This window comes from Gemmatimonadales bacterium, assembly GCA_035502185.1.
Classification (GTDB): domain Bacteria; phylum Gemmatimonadota; class Gemmatimonadetes; order Gemmatimonadales; family JACORV01; genus Fen-1245.
The window spans coordinates 15,090-31,903 of record DATJUT010000107.1; the positions used below are offsets into that span (position 1 = coordinate 15,090).

The following is a 16,814-nucleotide window of genomic DNA, read 5'->3' on the forward strand; positions in this document are numbered from 1 at the left end:
ACGTGGCGCGCGTGGACGGCTCCGTCGAGGTAACCGCGGTGGAAAGCCGAGCGGATTCTTCCGCATTCATCGGCCTGCCCTACCGGTTGTACCGGGACGACCCGCACTGGGTGCCGCCGCTGCGGATGACGGAGCGACAACGCTGGTCGCCGCGGCACAACTCGTCGCTCGAGGGCCGCTGGGTGCGCAGGTTCGTCGCGCGACGTGACGGCCGCGTCGTGGGGCGCATCGCGGCGGTGGTGGACCCGGCGTTCGCCGCCCGGTGGAGGCCGGGCGCCGGCTTCTTCGGCTTCTTCGAGACCACCGACGCCGCCGCGGTGTCGGGTGCGCTGTTCTCGGCGGCGGAGTCGGCCCTGAGGTCGCAGGGCGTCACGTGCGTGATCGGGCCGGTCAATCTCTCGACGCAGGATGAAGTCGGGCTGCTGATCGACGGGTTCGCTCGCCCGCCCACGCTGCTGTCTCCGTACAATCCGCCCTGGTATCGCGCGCTCGTCGAGGCGGCGGGCTACGGCCCGTGCCGTGACTATCACGCCTATCGCTGGACCCGCGACCAGCTCCCGGCACGAGCGTCGCGCCCCGCGTCGGGCCCCGGTGCAGGCGCGGAGGCGCACCCGTCGGCCGCGCTCGCGTTGCGCACGGCCGACCCGCGTCGCTGGGACGAGGAAGTGCGCCGGCTCCACGGCCTGTACAACGCGTCGTTCGCCGGCGTGTGGGGATTCGTGCCGATCACGTGGGACGAGTTCGCCGAGCGGGCGGCCTCGTTCAAGCCGTTCTACCGTCCCGAGCTGGTGGTCATCGCGGAGGTGGACGGGGAAGCCGTGGGCTTCGGCCTGTTGCTTCCCGACGTGAACGTGGCGCTCGCCGGTCTGGGCGGGCGCCTGCTGCCGTTCGGCTGGCTCAAGCTGATGCGCCGGGTGCCGCGCATCCGGAGCGGGCGCGTCATCCTCCTGGGCGTCCTCCCGGCCCATACCGGGCGCGGCGTGGCCGCGCGCATCGTGACGCGGATGATCGAGGAAGGCGGCAAGGCCGGCATCGAGGAAGGCGACCTGTCCCTGGTGCTCGACGACAACGTGCGCGTGCGCCGCGTCATCGAGGGGCTCGGCTGCCCGCGGGTGAGGACCTTCCGGCTCTACGAGAAGGTGCTGTAGCGGCGGGGCGGTGCCGGCCGTCGTTCCGGCACGCGCCCGCCCCCCGCGCTCACGGCGCGCCGGCCAGGTCCCGGATCGCGGCCCCGACCGCGGCGGTGGCGTTGGTGAGGAACGCGTAGTCGAGGGTGTCGGGCGTGTCGGTCGGCCGGTGGTAGTGCGGGTTCCGGAAGTCCGCCGTGTCGGTGACCATCAGCGCCGGATAGCCCTCGTCCCAGAACCGCGCGTTGTCGGAGCGGCGGGTGTCGGGCAGGAGCCAGCCCCTGAGCGGGACCGTGAGACCGACCACGGGCAGGTGCCGACCCGCGGAGCGCTGGAATGCCCCCAGCAGCGCCCGCGATCGCCGGTCGCCGACCGCCGAGAGGAAGTTGCCCTCCCGGGGCACCCGGGAGAACAGGCGCGCGCCGGGCGGCGCGCCCTGCCGGGGGTGGGTGAAGCCGAGCATCTCCAGCACCAGCGCGCCCGCGACGGGCTGTCCGCGGCCGCGCAGCCAGCGCGCATAGGCCCGGCTCCCCAGCGCGTACCAGTGCGGCATCCGCTGCAGCTCCTCGAGGTTGAAGCCCACGAACTGCACCGTCGCGCGCGGCTCCTCGTGGCGGAGCATCCGTGCGACCTCGAGCATCGCGGCGACCCCGCTGGCGTTGTCGTCGGCGCCGGGCGAGCCGGCGCGCGTGTCGAAGTGGGCGCCGACCACGATCCACGGCCGCGCGCGGTCCGCGCCGTCGCGCGTCGCCACCACGTTGTGGAACTCGGTGCCGGCCCACTCGAACAGCTGCCGCTCCACCCGCAGGCCGGCGGTCCCGAGCTCCAGGGCCACGTAGTCCTCCGCGGCGGCGAGCGCGTCGGGCGCGGCGACCGGGTGGCGCACCACCGCCAGCGCGCGCACGTCGGCTTCGAGACGGGCGGGGTCTGGCACCGGAAGCGGTGACGCGTTCATTATTGTTCTCCCACTTCGGAGGATGTCATGAACGCGCGGGCGCTCATAGTGACGGCGGTCGTCCTCGTCGGTTGCGGCCAGGCGGCCAAGCCGTCGGGCCAGACGGCGGCCGCGGGCGACACGACCTCGGCGGCCCCGCGGGCGCTGCCGGTGGCCCAGCAGCGCCTGCTCGAGGCGGCGGAGATCGCGCTGCCGCCGGGGATGCCGGCCGAGAGCCTGCCCGAGCCCGGCGCGCCCGGTGCGAAGATTCTCGCACAGTACTGCACGCAATGCCACGCCCTCCCGTCGCCCGCCATGCACGGGCCGGTGGACTGGCCGGGCGTGGTGCGCCGGATGTGGGTGCGGATCGACATGATGGCGGGCGCGCTCGGCGTGCAGATCCCGAGCACGGCCCAGCGCGCGGAGCTGCTCACGTACCTGCAGGCGCACGCGCTGAAGGTCGCGGAGAGCCTGCCGGCCGGCGCGGGCCGCGAGGTGTTCCAGTCCGTGTGCTCGCGCTGCCACGCGCTGGCCGATCCCCGGGTCCATTCGCCGCCGGACTGGCCCGTAGTCGTGATGCGGATGGAGAAGAACATGGAGAAGATGAAGGTGAGCGGCGTGACCCACGATCAGGCCACGACCATCGTCGCGTACCTGCAGAAAGCGTCGGAGCGCGCGCCGGCGCGCTAGGCTCCGCCGCGCCGCCGGCCAGCCGACCCCCGCCCTCGCCGCCAGCGAGGGCGGGCGTGTCAGGGGGGTGAGCGCCGCGCGTCGCCGGGCCACCAGTTCCACCGGCCGGCGAGGCGCAGCAGCGCGGGTCCCAGGGCCATCCGCACCAGCGTGGCGTCGAGCAGCACGGCGACGGCGAGCGTGAAGCCCAGCATCCGCGTCGGCAGGAAGGCGCCGGCGGCGAAGGCGCCGAACACCGCGATCATCACGGCGGCCGCGCTGGTGATGAGCCCGCCCGTCTCCGCGAGGCCGGCCACGATCGCGTCCGCCTCGGCGAGGCCCGAGCGCCGCGCCTCCGCCACGCGAGCTACCAGGAAGACCTCGTAGTCGATGCCGATCCCGAACAGCGCGCAGAAGGCGAGCACCGGGATGACGGGCAGGATGCCTCCCAGCGGCGCGGCGACGCCCAGCAGGACGCCGGCGTGTCCTTCCTGGAACACCAGCACCAGGGCGCCCAGCGCCGCGGCCACGGTGACCAGGTTCAGGACCACGGCCTTGAGCGGCACCAGCACCGAGCGGAACCCGATGCCGAGCGCGAGCGCCGTGGCGGCGACCACGAGCAGCACCACGACGCCGAACCTCCCCACCACCGCGTCCTGGTAGTCGAGGTAGTAGGCCGGGGCGCCGCCCACCTGGATGGACGCGCCGAGCGCCTCCGCGGCGCCGGCGCCCTCGCGGCCCCGCAGGTCGCGGGCGAGGGCCGCGAGCCCCGCCTGGCCGACCGCGTCGCCGGGCAGCACCTCGACCACGGCGATGGTCCCGTCCCGGCTGACGAACCGGCCGCGCACCGAGTCCGGCACGAGAGCGGCCGCGACCTCCGGCGGCAGGAGCGGGCTCACCAGGGTGGGAAGCGCAAGCACGCGGGCCACGCGCGGGTCGTGCCCCAGGCTCGCAGCGAGGGTGCGCACCGCGGTCCAGCCGCTGCGCGCCATCATCGGGCTGCCGTCGCGCATCCGCACCAGCAGGCGCAGCTCGTACACCGGCGCGGCGAGCCCGGCCCGCTCGAGGTCGCGCAGCGCCCGGGCGGATTCCATCGCCGGGGGCAGGAAATCGGAAGCCGGGAGCGCGATGGTGAGGTGGCGCACCTGCCACGCCAGGAAGAGGAGCGGAGAGCCGGCCACGAGCAGCACGCGCCAGGGGCGGCGCACCACCCAACGCCCCCACCGCCGCCAGGTCTCGCGGCCCATCGCTCCGACGCGAGGCACGCCGAGGCGCCCCACGTCCACGCGGCGCCCGAGCAGGCCCAGGACGGCGGGCAGCAGCGTCGTCGCCGCGAGCACGGCCGCCGCGACCACCAGCAGACCGCCGACCGCGGCCGAGCGCAGCTCGGCGGCCGGCGCCACGAGGAGGGCGGTGAAGCCCACGGCGACGGCGACACCCGAGAGCGCGATCGTGCGGCCGGCGTGCCGGCGCGTGGCGGCCTCGGCCTCCGCGGCCGACGCCCCGGCGGCGAGCGCTTCGCGAAACCGGCTCACCGAGAGGAGCGCGTAGTCGATCCCCAGCGCGAGCCCCATGATCGTGCCGACGTTCTGCAGCAGGATGGCCGGCGTCCACCACTGCGCCGACACCGCGGCCGCGCCCATGGCCGTGGTTGTCGCGACGACGCCCAGCAGGACCGGCAGCGTGGCGGCCACCGCGGCGCCGAACGTCCACAGCAGGAGCAGCAGCGTGAACGGCAGCGCGCGCGTCTCGGCGCGGCCGATGTCGCGCGCGCTGGTGCGCCGGGTGTCGAGGTTGATGGGTGCGGTGCCCGTCCAGCGGATCGCCGCGCCGGGGTAGCGCCCCTGCAGGGCGGCAACCGCGCCCGCCGTGGCGGCGCGCAGGCGGAGCACGATGCTGTCGGCCTCCGGGCCTCCCGCCCGCAGACCGGCGAGGACGATCCCGAGCGGCTCGGAGCCGGGGCGCCCCACCGCCGGGTACGGCCGGACGTCCGTCACGCCGGCCACCCGGGCGAGCGAGCGGGCCAAGGAACCGATCTGCAGCCGGACCGCCGTGTCGGGCAGTCCGGTCACGACCCCGACCGCGTAGCGGGCGAGCGGCGACGCGAAGTCGCGCTCCAGGGTGGCTTCGACCGCGTCCGACTCGCTGCCCGCGATGCGAGCGCCCTGGGCGAGGCGGCGGTCGAGGCCAGCCGCCAGCGGCGCCAGCGCGGCCACGACCACGGTCCACGCGCCGATGACCGCGGCACGCGTCCGCCGAGGCCCCGTCATCGCCGACCGGTGCGCGTCATGCCCGTGGTGCGCCGCCGACCTTCACGCGTCGCTCCCGGCGTGTTTGATTCCACGGTACGCCGGCCCATGACCACCCGTCAATTCGTCCTCGCCTTGGACCAGGGCACCACCGGGAGCACCGCCCTGGTGGTGGACGGGGCCACGCGCGTCGTCGGCCGCGGCTACCGGGAGATCCCGCAGCACTACCCGCAGCCCGGCTGGGTCGAGCACGACCCGGAGGACCTGTGGAACGCGACGCTCGCGGCCGCGAAGGACGCGCTGGCCGCGGCGCGGGCCACCGGCGACGATCTGGCGGCCATCGGGATCACGAACCAGCGGGAAACCACCCTGCTGTGGGACCGGAAGACCGGCCTTCCGCTCGCCCCCGCCATCGTCTGGCAGGACCGGCGCACCGCCGAACGGTGCCGCACCCTCGACGCCGAACTGATCGCCGAGAAGACCGGCTTGGTGCCCGACCCCTACTTCTCGGCCACCAAGGTGGAATGGCTGCTCGAGCGGCTGAAGCCGCGCGCCGATGCCACCGCCTTCGGGACCGTGGACAGCTGGCTGGTGCACCGCCTCACCGGGGGCCGCGCCCACGTCACCGACCCCACCAACGCGTCGCGCACCATGCTGTACGACATCGCCGCCGGCCGGTGGGACGACGGCCTGCTGCAGACGTTCGGCGTCCCGCGCGAGATCCTGCCGGAGGTGAAGCCCTCCTCCGGCGTCGTCGCGAGGGCCGACGCCGGGTGGTTCGGCGCCGAGGTCCCCATCGCCGGGATCGCCGGCGACCAGCAGGCGGCGCTGTTCGGCCAGGGGTGCTTCACCGCCGGGACGGCCAAGAACACCTACGGCACCGGGGCGTTCCTGTTGATGAACACCGGCGACCTCCCGGTGCGTTCCAGTCACGGTCTCCTCACGACCGTCGCCTGCGGCGCTCGCGGCCAGAGCGTCTACGCGCTCGAGGGCTCGATCTTCGTGGCGGGCGCCGCGATCCAGTGGCTGCGGGACGGCCTCGGCGTGCTGGCGAGCGCGGCCGAGAGCGAGGCGCTCGCCCGCAGCGTCCCGGACACGGGCGGCGCGGTGTTCGTCCCCGCCTTCGTGGGCCTGGGCGCCCCGCACTGGGAATCCGCGGCGCGGGGCGCGATCTTTGGGCTCACCCGGGGTACAACGAAGGCCCACCTGGTGCGCGCGGCGCTCGAGGCGATGGCCTACGCGACGCGCGAAGTGCTCGAGGCGATGACGGGCGACGCCGGCCTGGCGCTGGCCGGCCTCCGGGTGGACGGCGGCGCCGCCGCCAACGACTGGCTGATGCAGTTCCAGGCCGACGTCCTGGGCCTTGCCGTTACGCGGCCCGAAGTGGTCGAGTCCACCGCCATGGGCGCGGCCGGCCTGGCGGGCCTGGCGACCGGCGCATGGAAGACCGCCGAGGACTTCCTCGCGGCCAGGCGCTTCAAGGTCTTCGAGCCCGGCCGCCGCGAGGAACGGGGCTGGGAGGAGTGGAAGCGGGCGGTCGCAGCGACCGTGAGCTGGGCGTGCTGGCCGGGCGGCAAGTGACTGCTTTCCAGTCACTTGCCCCCTGGGGCCGGTGCCCCGTGACCTCCTTGCGCGGCTTTGGGGCGTTCTGCCGCCTACCGGCGGGCAACTGTCAGCGTGGTTCACGGTATTAGATTTGCGGAGTAGAACACTCGGATATCCCGAGTCACTTCAGCACAGGTCATTGGCCATGAGAGCCCGCACCAAGTTCATCATCGGTGGATCGCTGGTCCTGGCGACGGTCGGCTATCTGATGGCGTCGGGGATCAAGGAAACCGGCGTCTACTACCTGACGCCGACCGAGCTGGCGACGAAGGTGGGCGTGGATCACTCCTTCTACAACGTGGGCGTGAAGATGGGTGCCCGGGTGGTGAAGGGGTCCATCACGCGCGACGTCGCGTCCCAGACCATCACGTTCCGCGCGACCGACGGCGCGCACACCTACCCGGTCGTGTACCGGGGCCTCGCGCCCGACACGTTCACGGACGAGGTGGACGTGGTCGTCGAGGGGCGGCTGCAGCCCGACGGCACGTTCCGCGCGACCACGCTGCTGGCGAAGTGCGGCTCGCGCTACGAGGCGGTGCCGCAGCCGAACGGGCAGGGGACCCAGCCGGCGACATGACCGAGATCGGCAACATCGCGCTGTGGATCACGCTGCTGTTGTCGGCGTGGACGGTGGTCGTGGGCTTCGTGGCGGGCCGGACCCACCGGCCGGAGCTGGCCCGCTCGGCGGAGCGCTCGATCTTCGTGATGTGGGGGCTGCTGGTGATCGCGGCGGTTGCGCTGATGCGCGCGCTGCTGACGCACGACTTCAACGTCGAGTACGTGGCGGCCTACACCAGCCGCAACCTGCCGGTCTTCTACACCTGGTCGGCGTTCTACGCGGGGCAGAAGGGCTCGCTGCTGCTGTGGGCGCTGGTGGTGTCGACCTTCGGGTCCATCGCCCTGGTGGTGAACCGGGGCAAGTACCGTGAGCTGACGCCCTACGTGGCGGCCACGCTCGCGATCGTGGTGCTGTTCTTCACGGCGACGATGGTGTTCGCCTCCAACCCGTTCGAGCGGCTGGCCTTCACGCCGCCCGACGGCCGGGGTCTCAACCCGCAGCTGCAGAATCCCGGGATGGTGTTCCACCCGCCGATGCTCTACCTCGGCTACACCAGCATCAGCGTGCCGTTCAGCTTCGCGGTGGCGGCGCTGCTCTCGGGCCGGCTGGACACGGGGTGGCTGCACGCGATCCGGCGCTGGACCCTGACGAGCTGGCTGTTCCTCTCGTGCGGGATCGTGCTGGGGATGTGGTGGGCGTACGTGGAGCTGGGCTGGGGCGGCTACTGGGCCTGGGACCCGGTGGAGAACGCGTCGTTCCTGCCGTGGCTGACGATGACCGCGTTCCTCCACTCGGTGATGATCCAGGAGAAGCGCGGGATGCTGAAGAAGTGGAACATCGGTCTGGTGGTGGGCAGCTTCCTGCTCTCGATCTTCGGCACCTTCCTCACGCGCAGCGGCGTGATCAGCAGCGTGCACAGCTTCTCGCAGTCCAACGTGGGCTGGTTCTTCCTGATCTTCCTGGTGCTGGCGGCGGTGCTGGGCTTCGGGTTGCTGGCGTGGCGCTGGCCGATGCTCGCGGCCGAGACGAAGCTCGAGTCGCTGGTGAGCCGCGAGGGCTCGTTCCTGTTCAACAACCTGATCCTGATCGTGATCGCCTTCTCGGTGTTCTGGGGTACGCTGTTCCCGGTCATCTCCGAGGCGGTGCGGGGGACCAAGGTCACGGTGGGCCCGCCGTTCTTCAACCAGGTCAACGTGCCGCTGGGCCTGATGCTGCTGCTGCTGACGGGGATCGGGCCGCTGATCGCGTGGCGGAAGGCGAGCCCGGAGAACCTGAAGCGGCAGTTCCTGTGGCCGGTGACGGCGATGCTGGTGACGGCGGCATCGCTGGCCGCGGTGCGGATGACCAACCCGTGGTCCATCGTGGCGTACGCCCTGGCGGCGTTCGTGGTGGGCACGGTGCTGCAGGAGTTCGTGCGCGGCACCCTGGCGCGGCACCGGCTGCACGCCGAAGCGTACCCGGTCGCCTTGCTGCGGCTGGTGGGCCGCAACCGGCGCCGCTACGGCGGCTACGTGGTGCACCTGGGGATGGTGATGCTGTTCGCGGCGTTCGCGGGCCTCGCCTTCAAGAGCGAGCGGGAGGTGACGCTCAAGCCCGGCCAGTCGGTGGACGTGAAGGATCCTTACGGGGACACGTTCCACATCACGCACCAGGGTGTGTCGCAGTACGAGCAGCTGAACCGCTTCGTCACCGCGGCGAGCGTGGACGTGCTCCGCAACGGCAAGTACGTCGGCACGATGAAGAGCGAGAAGCGGCAGCACCTCGACTCCCTCGGCCGGCCCACGTTCGAGCCCTCGACCGAGGTCGCGATCTGGAGCACGGCGCGCGAGGACCTGTACATCGTCTTCGCGGGCGCGGTGCAGGGCACCGAGGAAGCGGTCTACAAGATCGTCATCAATCCGCTGGTGTGGTGGGTGTGGTACGGCGGGCTGGTGCTGGCGTTCGGCGGGCTGATCACGCTGTGGCCGGGAGCGCAGGGACCGACGGCGGCGAGCCGCCGGAGAGCGGAGCCTGCGGGCTATGTTGCGCAAGTCGGCGCCTAGCCTCCTGACGCTCCTGGCGTTGGCGGCGGGCGGCCTCGCCGCGCAGACGCCGCGCGATTCGGCCCTCAGCGCGGCGGTCCGGGCGCGCAGCAGCGATTCGCTCGGCCGGCTCGAGGTCCCGGATGCCGCCGGGCGGCCGGTGGCCGCGGCGACGGCCCGCGACGACGCGGCGCTGGTGCAGGCCATCGAGCACCAGATCCGCTGCACCTGCGGCTGCAACCTCGACGTATTCACCTGCCGCACCACCGACTTCACCTGCACCACCTCGCCGGCGATGCACCAGCTGGTGCTCGCGCGACTGGACTCGGGGCTGACCGAGGCCCAGGTGCTGGCGTCGTTCCAGCGCCAGTACGGCGAGATGATCTTCATGGCGCCGCCCAAGCACGGGTTCAACTGGATGGCCTACGTGATGCCGTACGTCGGCCTGGCGGTCGGCCTGGGGCTGGTGACCGCCGCGGCCAGGCGCCTCATCCACGCGCGGGCGGCGGGCACCGCGCCCGCGGCCGCGTCCGGGCCCCCGCCGGCGGCCGGCTCTCCCGAGGAGCTCGAGCGGCTGAAGCGCGAGCTCGAGCGGTTCGAGGCCTGACGTGAGCATCGTGATCGGCCTGCTGGTCGCCGTGGTGGCGGTGCTGGTGGTGCTGGAGCCGATTCTGCGCCCGGCGTCCGCCGCGCCCCCGGAGCCCGGCCTGTTCGACGAGCCGGAGGACGATCCCAAGGTGCAGCGCAAGGAGCTGGCGCTGGCGGCGCTCAAGGAGATCGAGTTCGACCGCGCGACCGGGAAGCTCTCCGAGGGCGACTACCGGGCGATGCTGGACCGCTACACCCGGGAGGCGGTCGAGGCGCTCCGCGACGCCGAGACGCCCGCGGCCGCCGGCGGGAACGGGCACGCACCGGCCGGCGGCGCGGCCGCGGGCTCGACCGACGACGCCGTGGAGCGCCTGATCGCGGAAACGCGCGCCGCGAGCCGCGGCCGCCGCTTCTGCAGCAACTGCGGGGCGTCGCTCGAAGGAAGCGGGCGGTTCTGCGTGGAGTGCGGCGCGCAGGCCTAGGGCCGGTGCCAGCCGGCGCGGCGTAGCTCCAGGGTTCCCCCCTGGTCCGGAGTCGAAGCACCACCTCCACAGCCGGGTACGGTCCATGCCGACACGCTCGCTCCTCACCATAGCCCTCGGCGCCGCTGTGCTCGCCGGGGCCTCGAACCTCAACGCCCAGCGGCCCGGCGGGCCGCCGTTCCAGCCGCCGTCGGGCGAGGGGCAGGGCCCGGGCAACGGGCCCCGGGGCCAGCCGCCCCAGGGCCCGAAGCCCTACGCGCAGGTCGTCACCGACAAGGCCGTGTCCGACACCGGCGTCTTCATCGTCCACCGGGTCGGCGAGCAGCTGCTGTTCGAGATTCCGCGCGTCCAGGTCGGCAGGCCGTTTCTGCTGGTCACGTACCTGGCGGGCGCGCAGGACGGCACGGGCTACGCCGGCGTGGTGACGATGAGCCGGGTGGTCCGGTGGGAGCGGCTGGGCAACCGGGTCCTGCTCCGCAACGTGGGCTACGACGTGGTGGCCGACAGCACGACGCCGGTGAGCCGGGCGGTGCGGCTCAACAACGTCGAGCCGATCATCATGGCCTTCGACGTCGCGGCCTTCAGCTCCGACAGCAACCCCGTGGTCGACGTGGGCAGGCTGTTCACCAGCGACGTGCCGGAGCTGTCGGTGGCGCGGGGCGGCGGCTTCGGCGGGCGGCAGGATCGCTCGCGCCGCTTCGATCCGGCGCGGTCGCTGATCGTGGCCGCGAAGGTCTTCCCCACCAACCTCGACGTGCGGGCGATCCATACCTGGTCCTCCGACAGCGTGCCGCAGGACCGCAGCCTCGGGACCGTCACCGAGGTGGTGCAGTACTCGATGGTGCTCCTTCCCGAGCGGCTGGCGGCCCGGCGGCTGTGTGACCATCGGGTCGGCTACGGCTCGGTCGAGCAGGTCGACTACGGAACCGCCGAGCAGCGGGCGGCGCACCGCTGCTACATCGACCGCTGGCGGCTCGAGCCCAAGGACCCGGGCGCGCCGGTGTCCGACCCGGTCACGCCGATCGTGTTCTACATCGACCCGGCGACGCCGCCGCAGTGGGTGCCGTGGCTCATCAAGGGGGTCGAGGACTGGCAGCCGGCCTTCCGCTACGCGGGGTTCAGCAACGCGATCGTGGCCAGGCTGGCGCCGACGCCCCAGGAGGACCCGAGCTTCTCGATGGACGACGCGCGCTTCTCCTGCGTGCGCTGGCTCCCCTCGACGACGGAGAACGCGTTCGGCGGGGGCATCACCGACCCGCGGACCGGCGAGATCCTGCAGGGGTCGATCGGCTACTTCCACAACGTGATGAACCTGCTCCGGGACTGGTACTTCGTGCAGGTGGGGCCGCTCGATCCGCGCGCGGCTCGACTCCCCTTGCCGGACTCGCTGATGGGCCGGATGCTGGAGTACGTGGTGGCGCACGAGGTGGGCCACACCCTGGGCTTCCCCCACAACTTCCGCGCGTCGGCGTCGATGCCCGTGGACTCGCTCCGGAGCCCGAGCTACACGGCCCGCTGGGGCGACACGCCGTCGATCATGGACTACGCGCGGTTCAACTACGTGGCGCAGCCGGGCGACGGCGCGGCGCTGATCCCCACGATCAGCGTGTACGACTCGTTCGCCGTGAACTGGGGCTACCGGCGCGTGCCGGGCGCCACGACGCCCGAGTCGGAGCGGCCGTTCCTCGACTCGCTGGCGCGGCAGCAGGATGCCAACCCGATGCTGCGGTACGGCGACCTGGACGGGATCGACCCGAACTCGCAGCGCGAGGCCGTGGGCGACGACCCGGTGAAGGCGAGCACGTACGGACTGATGAACCTGAAGCGGGTGATGGGCATGCTGATCCCCGCCACGACGGCCGACAAGCTCGACGACTACGGCGACCTGAGCGAGATGTACGACCGGGTGATCGGGCAGTGGCGGTCCGAGATGAGCGACGTGGTGACCCTGATCGGCGGCGTGTACCGGGACGAGAAGTACCCGAGCCAGCCCGGCGTCATCCACGCGCCGGTGCCGCGGGCCCAGCAGGCGGCAGCGGCGCGGTTCCTGGCCGACAACGTGCTCGCGACGCCAGCGTGGTTGTACGATCCCGAGATCCTGCGGCGGATCGAGCCGGCCGGGTTCGAGGAGCGGATCCGCACCATCCAGGCCACGTTCCTGCGGATGCTGTTCGACGACGCGCGGCTGTCGCGCCTGGCCGACCAGATGGCGACGGCGACGCCGGCCGCTCCCGCGTACGGGATCGGCGACCTGCTGGGCGACGTCCGGCGGGCGTCGTTCTCGGAGCTGACGGGGCCGCGGGTCGCGGTGGACGCGTACCGCCGCAACCTGCAGCGCGCCTTCGTGGACCTGATGAGCGAGAAGCTGAATCCGTCGCCGGCGGCGGCGCGGCCGGCCGGGCCGCTGCCCCCGGGCTTCGCGCCCCCGCCGCCGATGCCCGGCGACGCACGGGCGCTGATCCGCGCGGAGCTGGTGGATCTGGACGGGGCGCTGCGCCTGGCGCTGCCCGGGGCGGCGAACCGGGAGACGCGAGCGCACCTCGCCGATCTCCGGTTCCGGATCGACCGGGCGCTCAATCCGAAGGCCTAGACACGGAGTCCGCGGCGGCCGGCCGGGGCGTCCCGGCCGGCCCGCGCGCATGGGGGGCACGACCATGAAGATCGAGTGGCGCGTCGTCGCCGTGGCGGCCTTCGCCGCCGCGGCGGGCTGCACGGGCAAGGGGAACGGCGCCGGGGCCGCGGAGGCGATCCGCAACGCCGACATCGCGTTTGCGAAGGCGACGGCCGAGCGGGGCGTCGAGGGCTGGGTCAGCTGGTTCGCGGACAGCGGCGTGATGGTCATCCCCGGACGCAACGTGGTGGGCCGCCCGGCGATCCGCGAGCTGATGGCCCCGGAGCTGGGCGACACCACCGTGGCGCTGACCTGGCGGCCCGTGTCCGTCGAGGTCTCGCCCGGCGGGAATCTCGGCTACACGATCGGCCGCTGGGACCGCGCGCCGCGCCCGGGGGCCGCGCCGGGCGCGACCGTGCGGCACGGCAGCTACGTCACCATCTGGCGCAAGCAGGGCGACGGCACCTGGAAGGTCGTGCTGGACATCGGGAACGCGGATCCCGCGAAGTAGACGCCGGTCGCGCGGGCTGCGGGACGGGCGCGTCCGATCGCGAGGCGGTCGCAGGCGCCCGGGCGGTCGGCGCCGCTACGGCGGGCCCATGAGGTCGTTGGCCGCCGCGTAGGGCAGCGCGGACTCCGCGAACCGGAAGGTCCCGTGCTCCCGGATCTCGCGGGCCGCGGCGACCAGGGCACCGAGCGCCGCCCGCGCGAGCGCCGACCCCACGCTGATCCGCTTGACCCCCAGCGCGGCCAGGTCGGCCACCGAGAACCTCGTGGTCTTGAGCCCCATCACCATGTTGAACGGCTTCGCCACGGACGCGCACACCGTGCGGATCTCGTCGGCGGTCGTCAGGCCGGGCGCGAACAACGCGTCCGCCCCGGCCGCCTCGTAGGCCTGGAGCCGCCGGATCGTGTCGTCGAGGTCGGGATGGCCGTGCAGGAAGTTCTCGGCCCGGGCGACGAGCACGAACGGGAAGGGCAGCGCGCGAGCCGCCTCGGCGGCCGCGGCCACGCGCTCGACCGCGTGCCGGAAGTCGTAGATGGGGCGCCCGGAGTCGCCGCTGGCGTCCTCGATGGAGCCGCCCACCAGGCCGGCGCGCTCGCCCGCAAGCCGGATCGTCTCCGCGGCCCGCTCCGGCGAGTCGCCGTAGCCGTTCTCCAGGTCCGCGGCGACCGGCAGATCGGTGGCGTCGGCGACGGCCCTGGCGTTGGCCAGCGCCTCCTCGCGGGTCACCGAGCCGTCGCCGTCCCGCTTGCCGAGCGACAGGGCGAGGCCGGCGCTGGTGGTGGTGAGAGCCTCGAAGCCGAGGCCCGCGAGGATCCGGGCGCTCCCCGCGTCCCACGGGTTGGGAATCACGAAGGCGCCGGGCCGGGTGTGCAGGGCCCGGAAGCGGTGGCCTTTCTCCTCCTGAGTGACCGGCATCGTCGTCATCCGTGGGTTGAGGGGAAGCGGATCCGGTAGAGCACGTGCAGCCGGCCCCCGTGCATCCAGTCGCGCTCGTACGCCAGCCCGGCCTTCTCGAGCACCCGCCGTGACGGGGCATTGTCGGGGAGCGTCACCGCCACCACGGTCGCCAGCTCGAGGTCGTCTCTCGCGTGCTCGAGGCAGGCCGCGGCGATCTCGGTCGCGAGTCCCCGTCCCCAGCAGGCCGGGTCGAGGGAGTAGCCCACCTCGACCTCGTCCACGCCGTCCACGTCGAGGTGGCGCAGGATGGCCCGGCCCACGATCCCGCGGCTCACGCCGTCCCGCAGCATCCAGGCCCCGAAGCCGTGCGCCGCCCAGTGGGCGAGGTTCTTCGCCAGGTACTCGGCGGTCTGTGCCTCGTCCCGCACGCCGCCGAGCATCGCCATCTGCGCGGGGTCGGAGTGCATCCGCAGCAGATCGCCGTAGTGCTCCTCGCGCAGGCGTTCGGCCACGAGGCGCGCGGTGGCGAAGCTCTCCGGGAAGGGCATGGGAACGGCGCAGTATCCGAAGCTCGACGCTCCGCCGCAAGTGAGCGACGCGCCAGCGCACGGAGGCGACGGCGCGACCGCGGCCGTCACGCGGCCGCTGGCTGGTAGGTGCCGGGCGTCAGGCGTGCCGCGATCGAGAGCCGGTTCCACGCGTTGATCGTCGCCACCGCCAGCGTCAGGTCGGCCAGCTCGCGCTCGCTGAACTGCGCCCTCGCCTCCTCGTGCGCCGCGTCCGGCGCGTGGCCGTCCGCGATCCGCGTCACGGCCTCCGCCCAGGCCAGCGCCGCCTTCTCGCGGTCCGTGTAGTACGGCGACTCCCGCCACGCGTCGAGGCCGTAGAGCCGCTGCTCCTTCTCGCCGGCCGCCCGCAGGTCCTTCCAGTGCATGTCGATGCAGTAGGCGCAGCCGTTGAGCTGTGACGCCCTGAGCTGCACCAGGAACAGCAGCGGCTTCTGGAGCCCGCATCCGGCGAGATACCGGTCCAGCGCGTCCATCGCGTCGTACACGCCCGGCGCGGTCTTGGCGTAGTTGATCCGCGGCTTCATCGTGGTCTCCCTTCCGAGGTGTGGCTGCAAGCTAGGGCCATTTGGATCTGCCACAAGCGCCAAGTTGCGGCGAAACGATGGTGCCAAGTACATTCCCGGCGAGCCCCGTCATGGCCAGCCGCCGAGCCGCGCAGCCCGCCCCCGATCTCCTGGTCGTCGTGGACCCCGACGCCTCGGCTCCGCTGCACCGCCAGGTGTACGCGGGACTGCGGGACGCGATCGTGGCCGGTCGCCTCGCCACGGGAGCGCGCCTGCCCTCGACCCGTGCCCTCGCCGCCGAGCTGGACGTGGCTCGCAACACCGTGACGACAGCATTCGAGCAGCTCCGCGCCGAGGGCTACGTCGCCGGCCGGACGGGCGGGGGAACGCGTGTCTGCGAGGTGATCCCCGACGAGATGCTGCGCGCGCGGCCGGCGCTGCGCGCATCGTCCCTCCGAGGCGTGCGCGACGCGGCGCCGGCCGGCACAGCCACGCCGAGCGCGCCGAGGCTCTCGCGCCGCGGCACCGCGCTCGTCGCCGCCGCGAGCATCTTCCCCTCGGCGGCCGAGACGCCGCAGGCCTTCAGCCTGGGCACGCCGGCCCTCGACGCGTTCCCGGTGAAGCTCTGGGCTCGGCTGGTGGCCCGGCGCTGGCGGCGCCCGCCGTCGCTCGGCTACGGCGATCCCGCGGGCTACGCGCCGCTGCGCCGCGCCGTCGCCGGCTACGTCGCGGCCGCGCGCGGCGTGCGCTGCTCGTTCGAGCAGGTGGTGATCGTGAGCGGGGCCCAGCACGGGCTCGACCTCGCGGCGCGCCTCCTGCTCGATCCGGGCGACGCGGCGTGGGTCGAGGATCCGGGTTACCCCGGCGCCCGCAGCGCCTTCAAGGCCGCCGGCGCGCGCCTGGTGCCGGTGCCCGTGGACGCCGAGGGCGTCCGGGTGTCCGTCGGGCGGCGCGAGGCTCCGCGCGCCCGGCTCGTCCACGTCACGCCGTCGCATCAGTTCCCGCTCGGCGGCTCGCTGAGCCCGCGCCGCCGCCTGGAGCTGCTGGCGTGGGCGCACGAAGCGGACGCGTGGATCGTCGAGGACGACTACGACAGCGAGTTCCGCTACGCCGGCCGCCCGCTGCCGTCCCTGCAGGGGCTGGACGAGCGCGGCCGCGTGCTCTACCTCGGCTCGTTCGGCAAGACGCTCCATCCCGGCCTGAGGCTGGGCTATCTCGTCGTCCCCGCGGGCGCCGTGGATGCCTTCGCCGCCGCGCGCTCGGTCGGCGACCGCCACCCGCCGTTGTTCGACCAGGCGGTCGTCGCCGACTTCCTCGACCAGGGGCACTTCGTGCGCCACCTGAGGCGGATGCGCCGGCTCTATGCCGAGCGACAGCAGGCGCTGGTCGAGGCCGCCCGGCGCTCGCTCGGCGGGCTGCTGGAGCTGCCCCCCGAGGCGGCGGGGATCCACCTGGTCGGGCAGCTCCCGCCTGGCGTGGACGCGGGCGAGGC

At 73.4% G+C, this 16,814-nt stretch carries 15 protein-coding genes; 10 read left to right on the forward strand and 5 right to left on the reverse strand.

Annotated features, from left to right (window positions below; all coding sequences use genetic code 11):
• Positions 1-38: 38 nt before the first annotated feature.
• Entirely contained in the window at positions 39-1,148 is a 1,110-nt protein-coding gene (locus VMF70_14525) for a GNAT family N-acetyltransferase (GenBank protein HTT69236.1), read from the forward strand.
• A 49-nt stretch (positions 1,149-1,197) separates the two neighbouring features.
• On the opposite strand, the gene VMF70_14530 is transcribed toward VMF70_14525, so the two are convergent.
• Entirely contained in the window at positions 1,198-2,082 is an 885-nt protein-coding gene (locus VMF70_14530) for a M20/M25/M40 family metallo-hydrolase (protein ID HTT69237.1), read from the reverse strand.
• Between the two features lie 27 nt (positions 2,083-2,109).
• Between VMF70_14530 and VMF70_14535 the strand changes: the two genes are divergently transcribed.
• The gene (locus VMF70_14535) at positions 2,110-2,751 is read left to right on the forward strand and encodes a hypothetical protein (GenBank protein HTT69238.1); all 642 of its coding nucleotides are present in this window, start codon (positions 2,110-2,112) and stop codon (positions 2,749-2,751) included.
• Positions 2,752-2,810: 59 nt separating this feature from the next.
• Here VMF70_14535 and VMF70_14540 read toward each other — a convergent pair whose 3' ends face one another.
• Positions 2,811-5,000 carry an MMPL family transporter gene (locus VMF70_14540; protein HTT69239.1) on the reverse strand — a complete coding sequence of 730 codons (2,190 nt, stop codon included), beginning with the start codon at positions 4,998-5,000 and terminating at the stop codon, positions 2,811-2,813.
• A gap of 87 nt (positions 5,001-5,087) precedes the next feature.
• On the opposite strand from VMF70_14540, the gene glpK reads away from it, so the two are divergent.
• From glpK to VMF70_14575, 7 genes are all read left to right on the forward strand, one after another.
• Positions 5,088-6,560: a glycerol kinase GlpK gene (glpK, locus tag VMF70_14545; protein ID HTT69240.1), complete on the forward strand. Its 1,473-nt coding sequence runs from the start codon at positions 5,088-5,090 to the stop codon at positions 6,558-6,560.
• A 169-nt stretch (positions 6,561-6,729) separates the two neighbouring features.
• Complete coding sequence (locus tag VMF70_14550; GenBank protein ID HTT69241.1) at positions 6,730-7,161, forward strand: cytochrome c maturation protein CcmE; 432 nt, start codon at positions 6,730-6,732, stop codon at positions 7,159-7,161.
• Positions 7,158-9,185 (forward strand): heme lyase CcmF/NrfE family subunit, encoded by a 2,028-nt coding sequence (locus tag VMF70_14555; GenBank protein ID HTT69242.1) that lies wholly within the window; start codon positions 7,158-7,160, stop codon positions 9,183-9,185. Before VMF70_14550 ends, VMF70_14555 begins: the two co-directional genes overlap by 4 nt.
• Positions 9,163-9,771 carry a cytochrome c-type biogenesis protein CcmH gene (locus tag VMF70_14560; GenBank protein ID HTT69243.1) on the forward strand — a complete coding sequence of 203 codons (609 nt, stop codon included), beginning with the start codon at positions 9,163-9,165 and terminating at the stop codon, positions 9,769-9,771. The genes VMF70_14555 and VMF70_14560 overlap by 23 nt, the downstream gene beginning before the upstream one ends.
• Before the next feature lies 1 nt (position 9,772).
• A complete protein-coding gene (locus tag VMF70_14565; GenBank protein HTT69244.1) occupies positions 9,773-10,234 on the forward strand; it encodes a zinc ribbon domain-containing protein in 462 nt (153 codons plus the stop codon).
• An 85-nt stretch (positions 10,235-10,319) separates the two neighbouring features.
• Entirely contained in the window at positions 10,320-12,824 is a 2,505-nt protein-coding gene (locus VMF70_14570) for a zinc-dependent metalloprotease (GenBank protein ID HTT69245.1), read from the forward strand.
• Between the two features lie 64 nt (positions 12,825-12,888).
• Positions 12,889-13,356, forward strand: coding sequence for a nuclear transport factor 2 family protein (locus tag VMF70_14575; protein HTT69246.1), 468 nt, complete (start codon positions 12,889-12,891; stop codon positions 13,354-13,356).
• A gap of 75 nt (positions 13,357-13,431) precedes the next feature.
• On the opposite strand, the gene VMF70_14580 is transcribed toward VMF70_14575, so the two are convergent.
• The 3 genes from VMF70_14580 to VMF70_14590 form a co-directional block, all read right to left on the reverse strand.
• Positions 13,432-14,268, reverse strand: a complete 837-nt coding sequence (locus tag VMF70_14580; GenBank protein ID HTT69247.1) for an isocitrate lyase/phosphoenolpyruvate mutase family protein — start codon at positions 14,266-14,268, stop codon at positions 13,432-13,434.
• 5 nt (positions 14,269-14,273) lie between these two features.
• Positions 14,274-14,798, reverse strand: coding sequence for a GNAT family N-acetyltransferase (locus VMF70_14585; protein ID HTT69248.1), 525 nt, complete (start codon positions 14,796-14,798; stop codon positions 14,274-14,276).
• An 86-nt stretch (positions 14,799-14,884) separates the two neighbouring features.
• A complete protein-coding gene (locus VMF70_14590) occupies positions 14,885-15,343 on the reverse strand; it encodes a carboxymuconolactone decarboxylase family protein (GenBank protein ID HTT69249.1) in 459 nt (152 codons plus the stop codon).
• A gap of 110 nt (positions 15,344-15,453) precedes the next feature.
• On the opposite strand from VMF70_14590, the gene VMF70_14595 reads away from it, so the two are divergent.
• Positions 15,454-16,814: PLP-dependent aminotransferase family protein (locus tag VMF70_14595; protein HTT69250.1), on the forward strand; the 1,361-nt coding region annotated here is incomplete at its 3' end.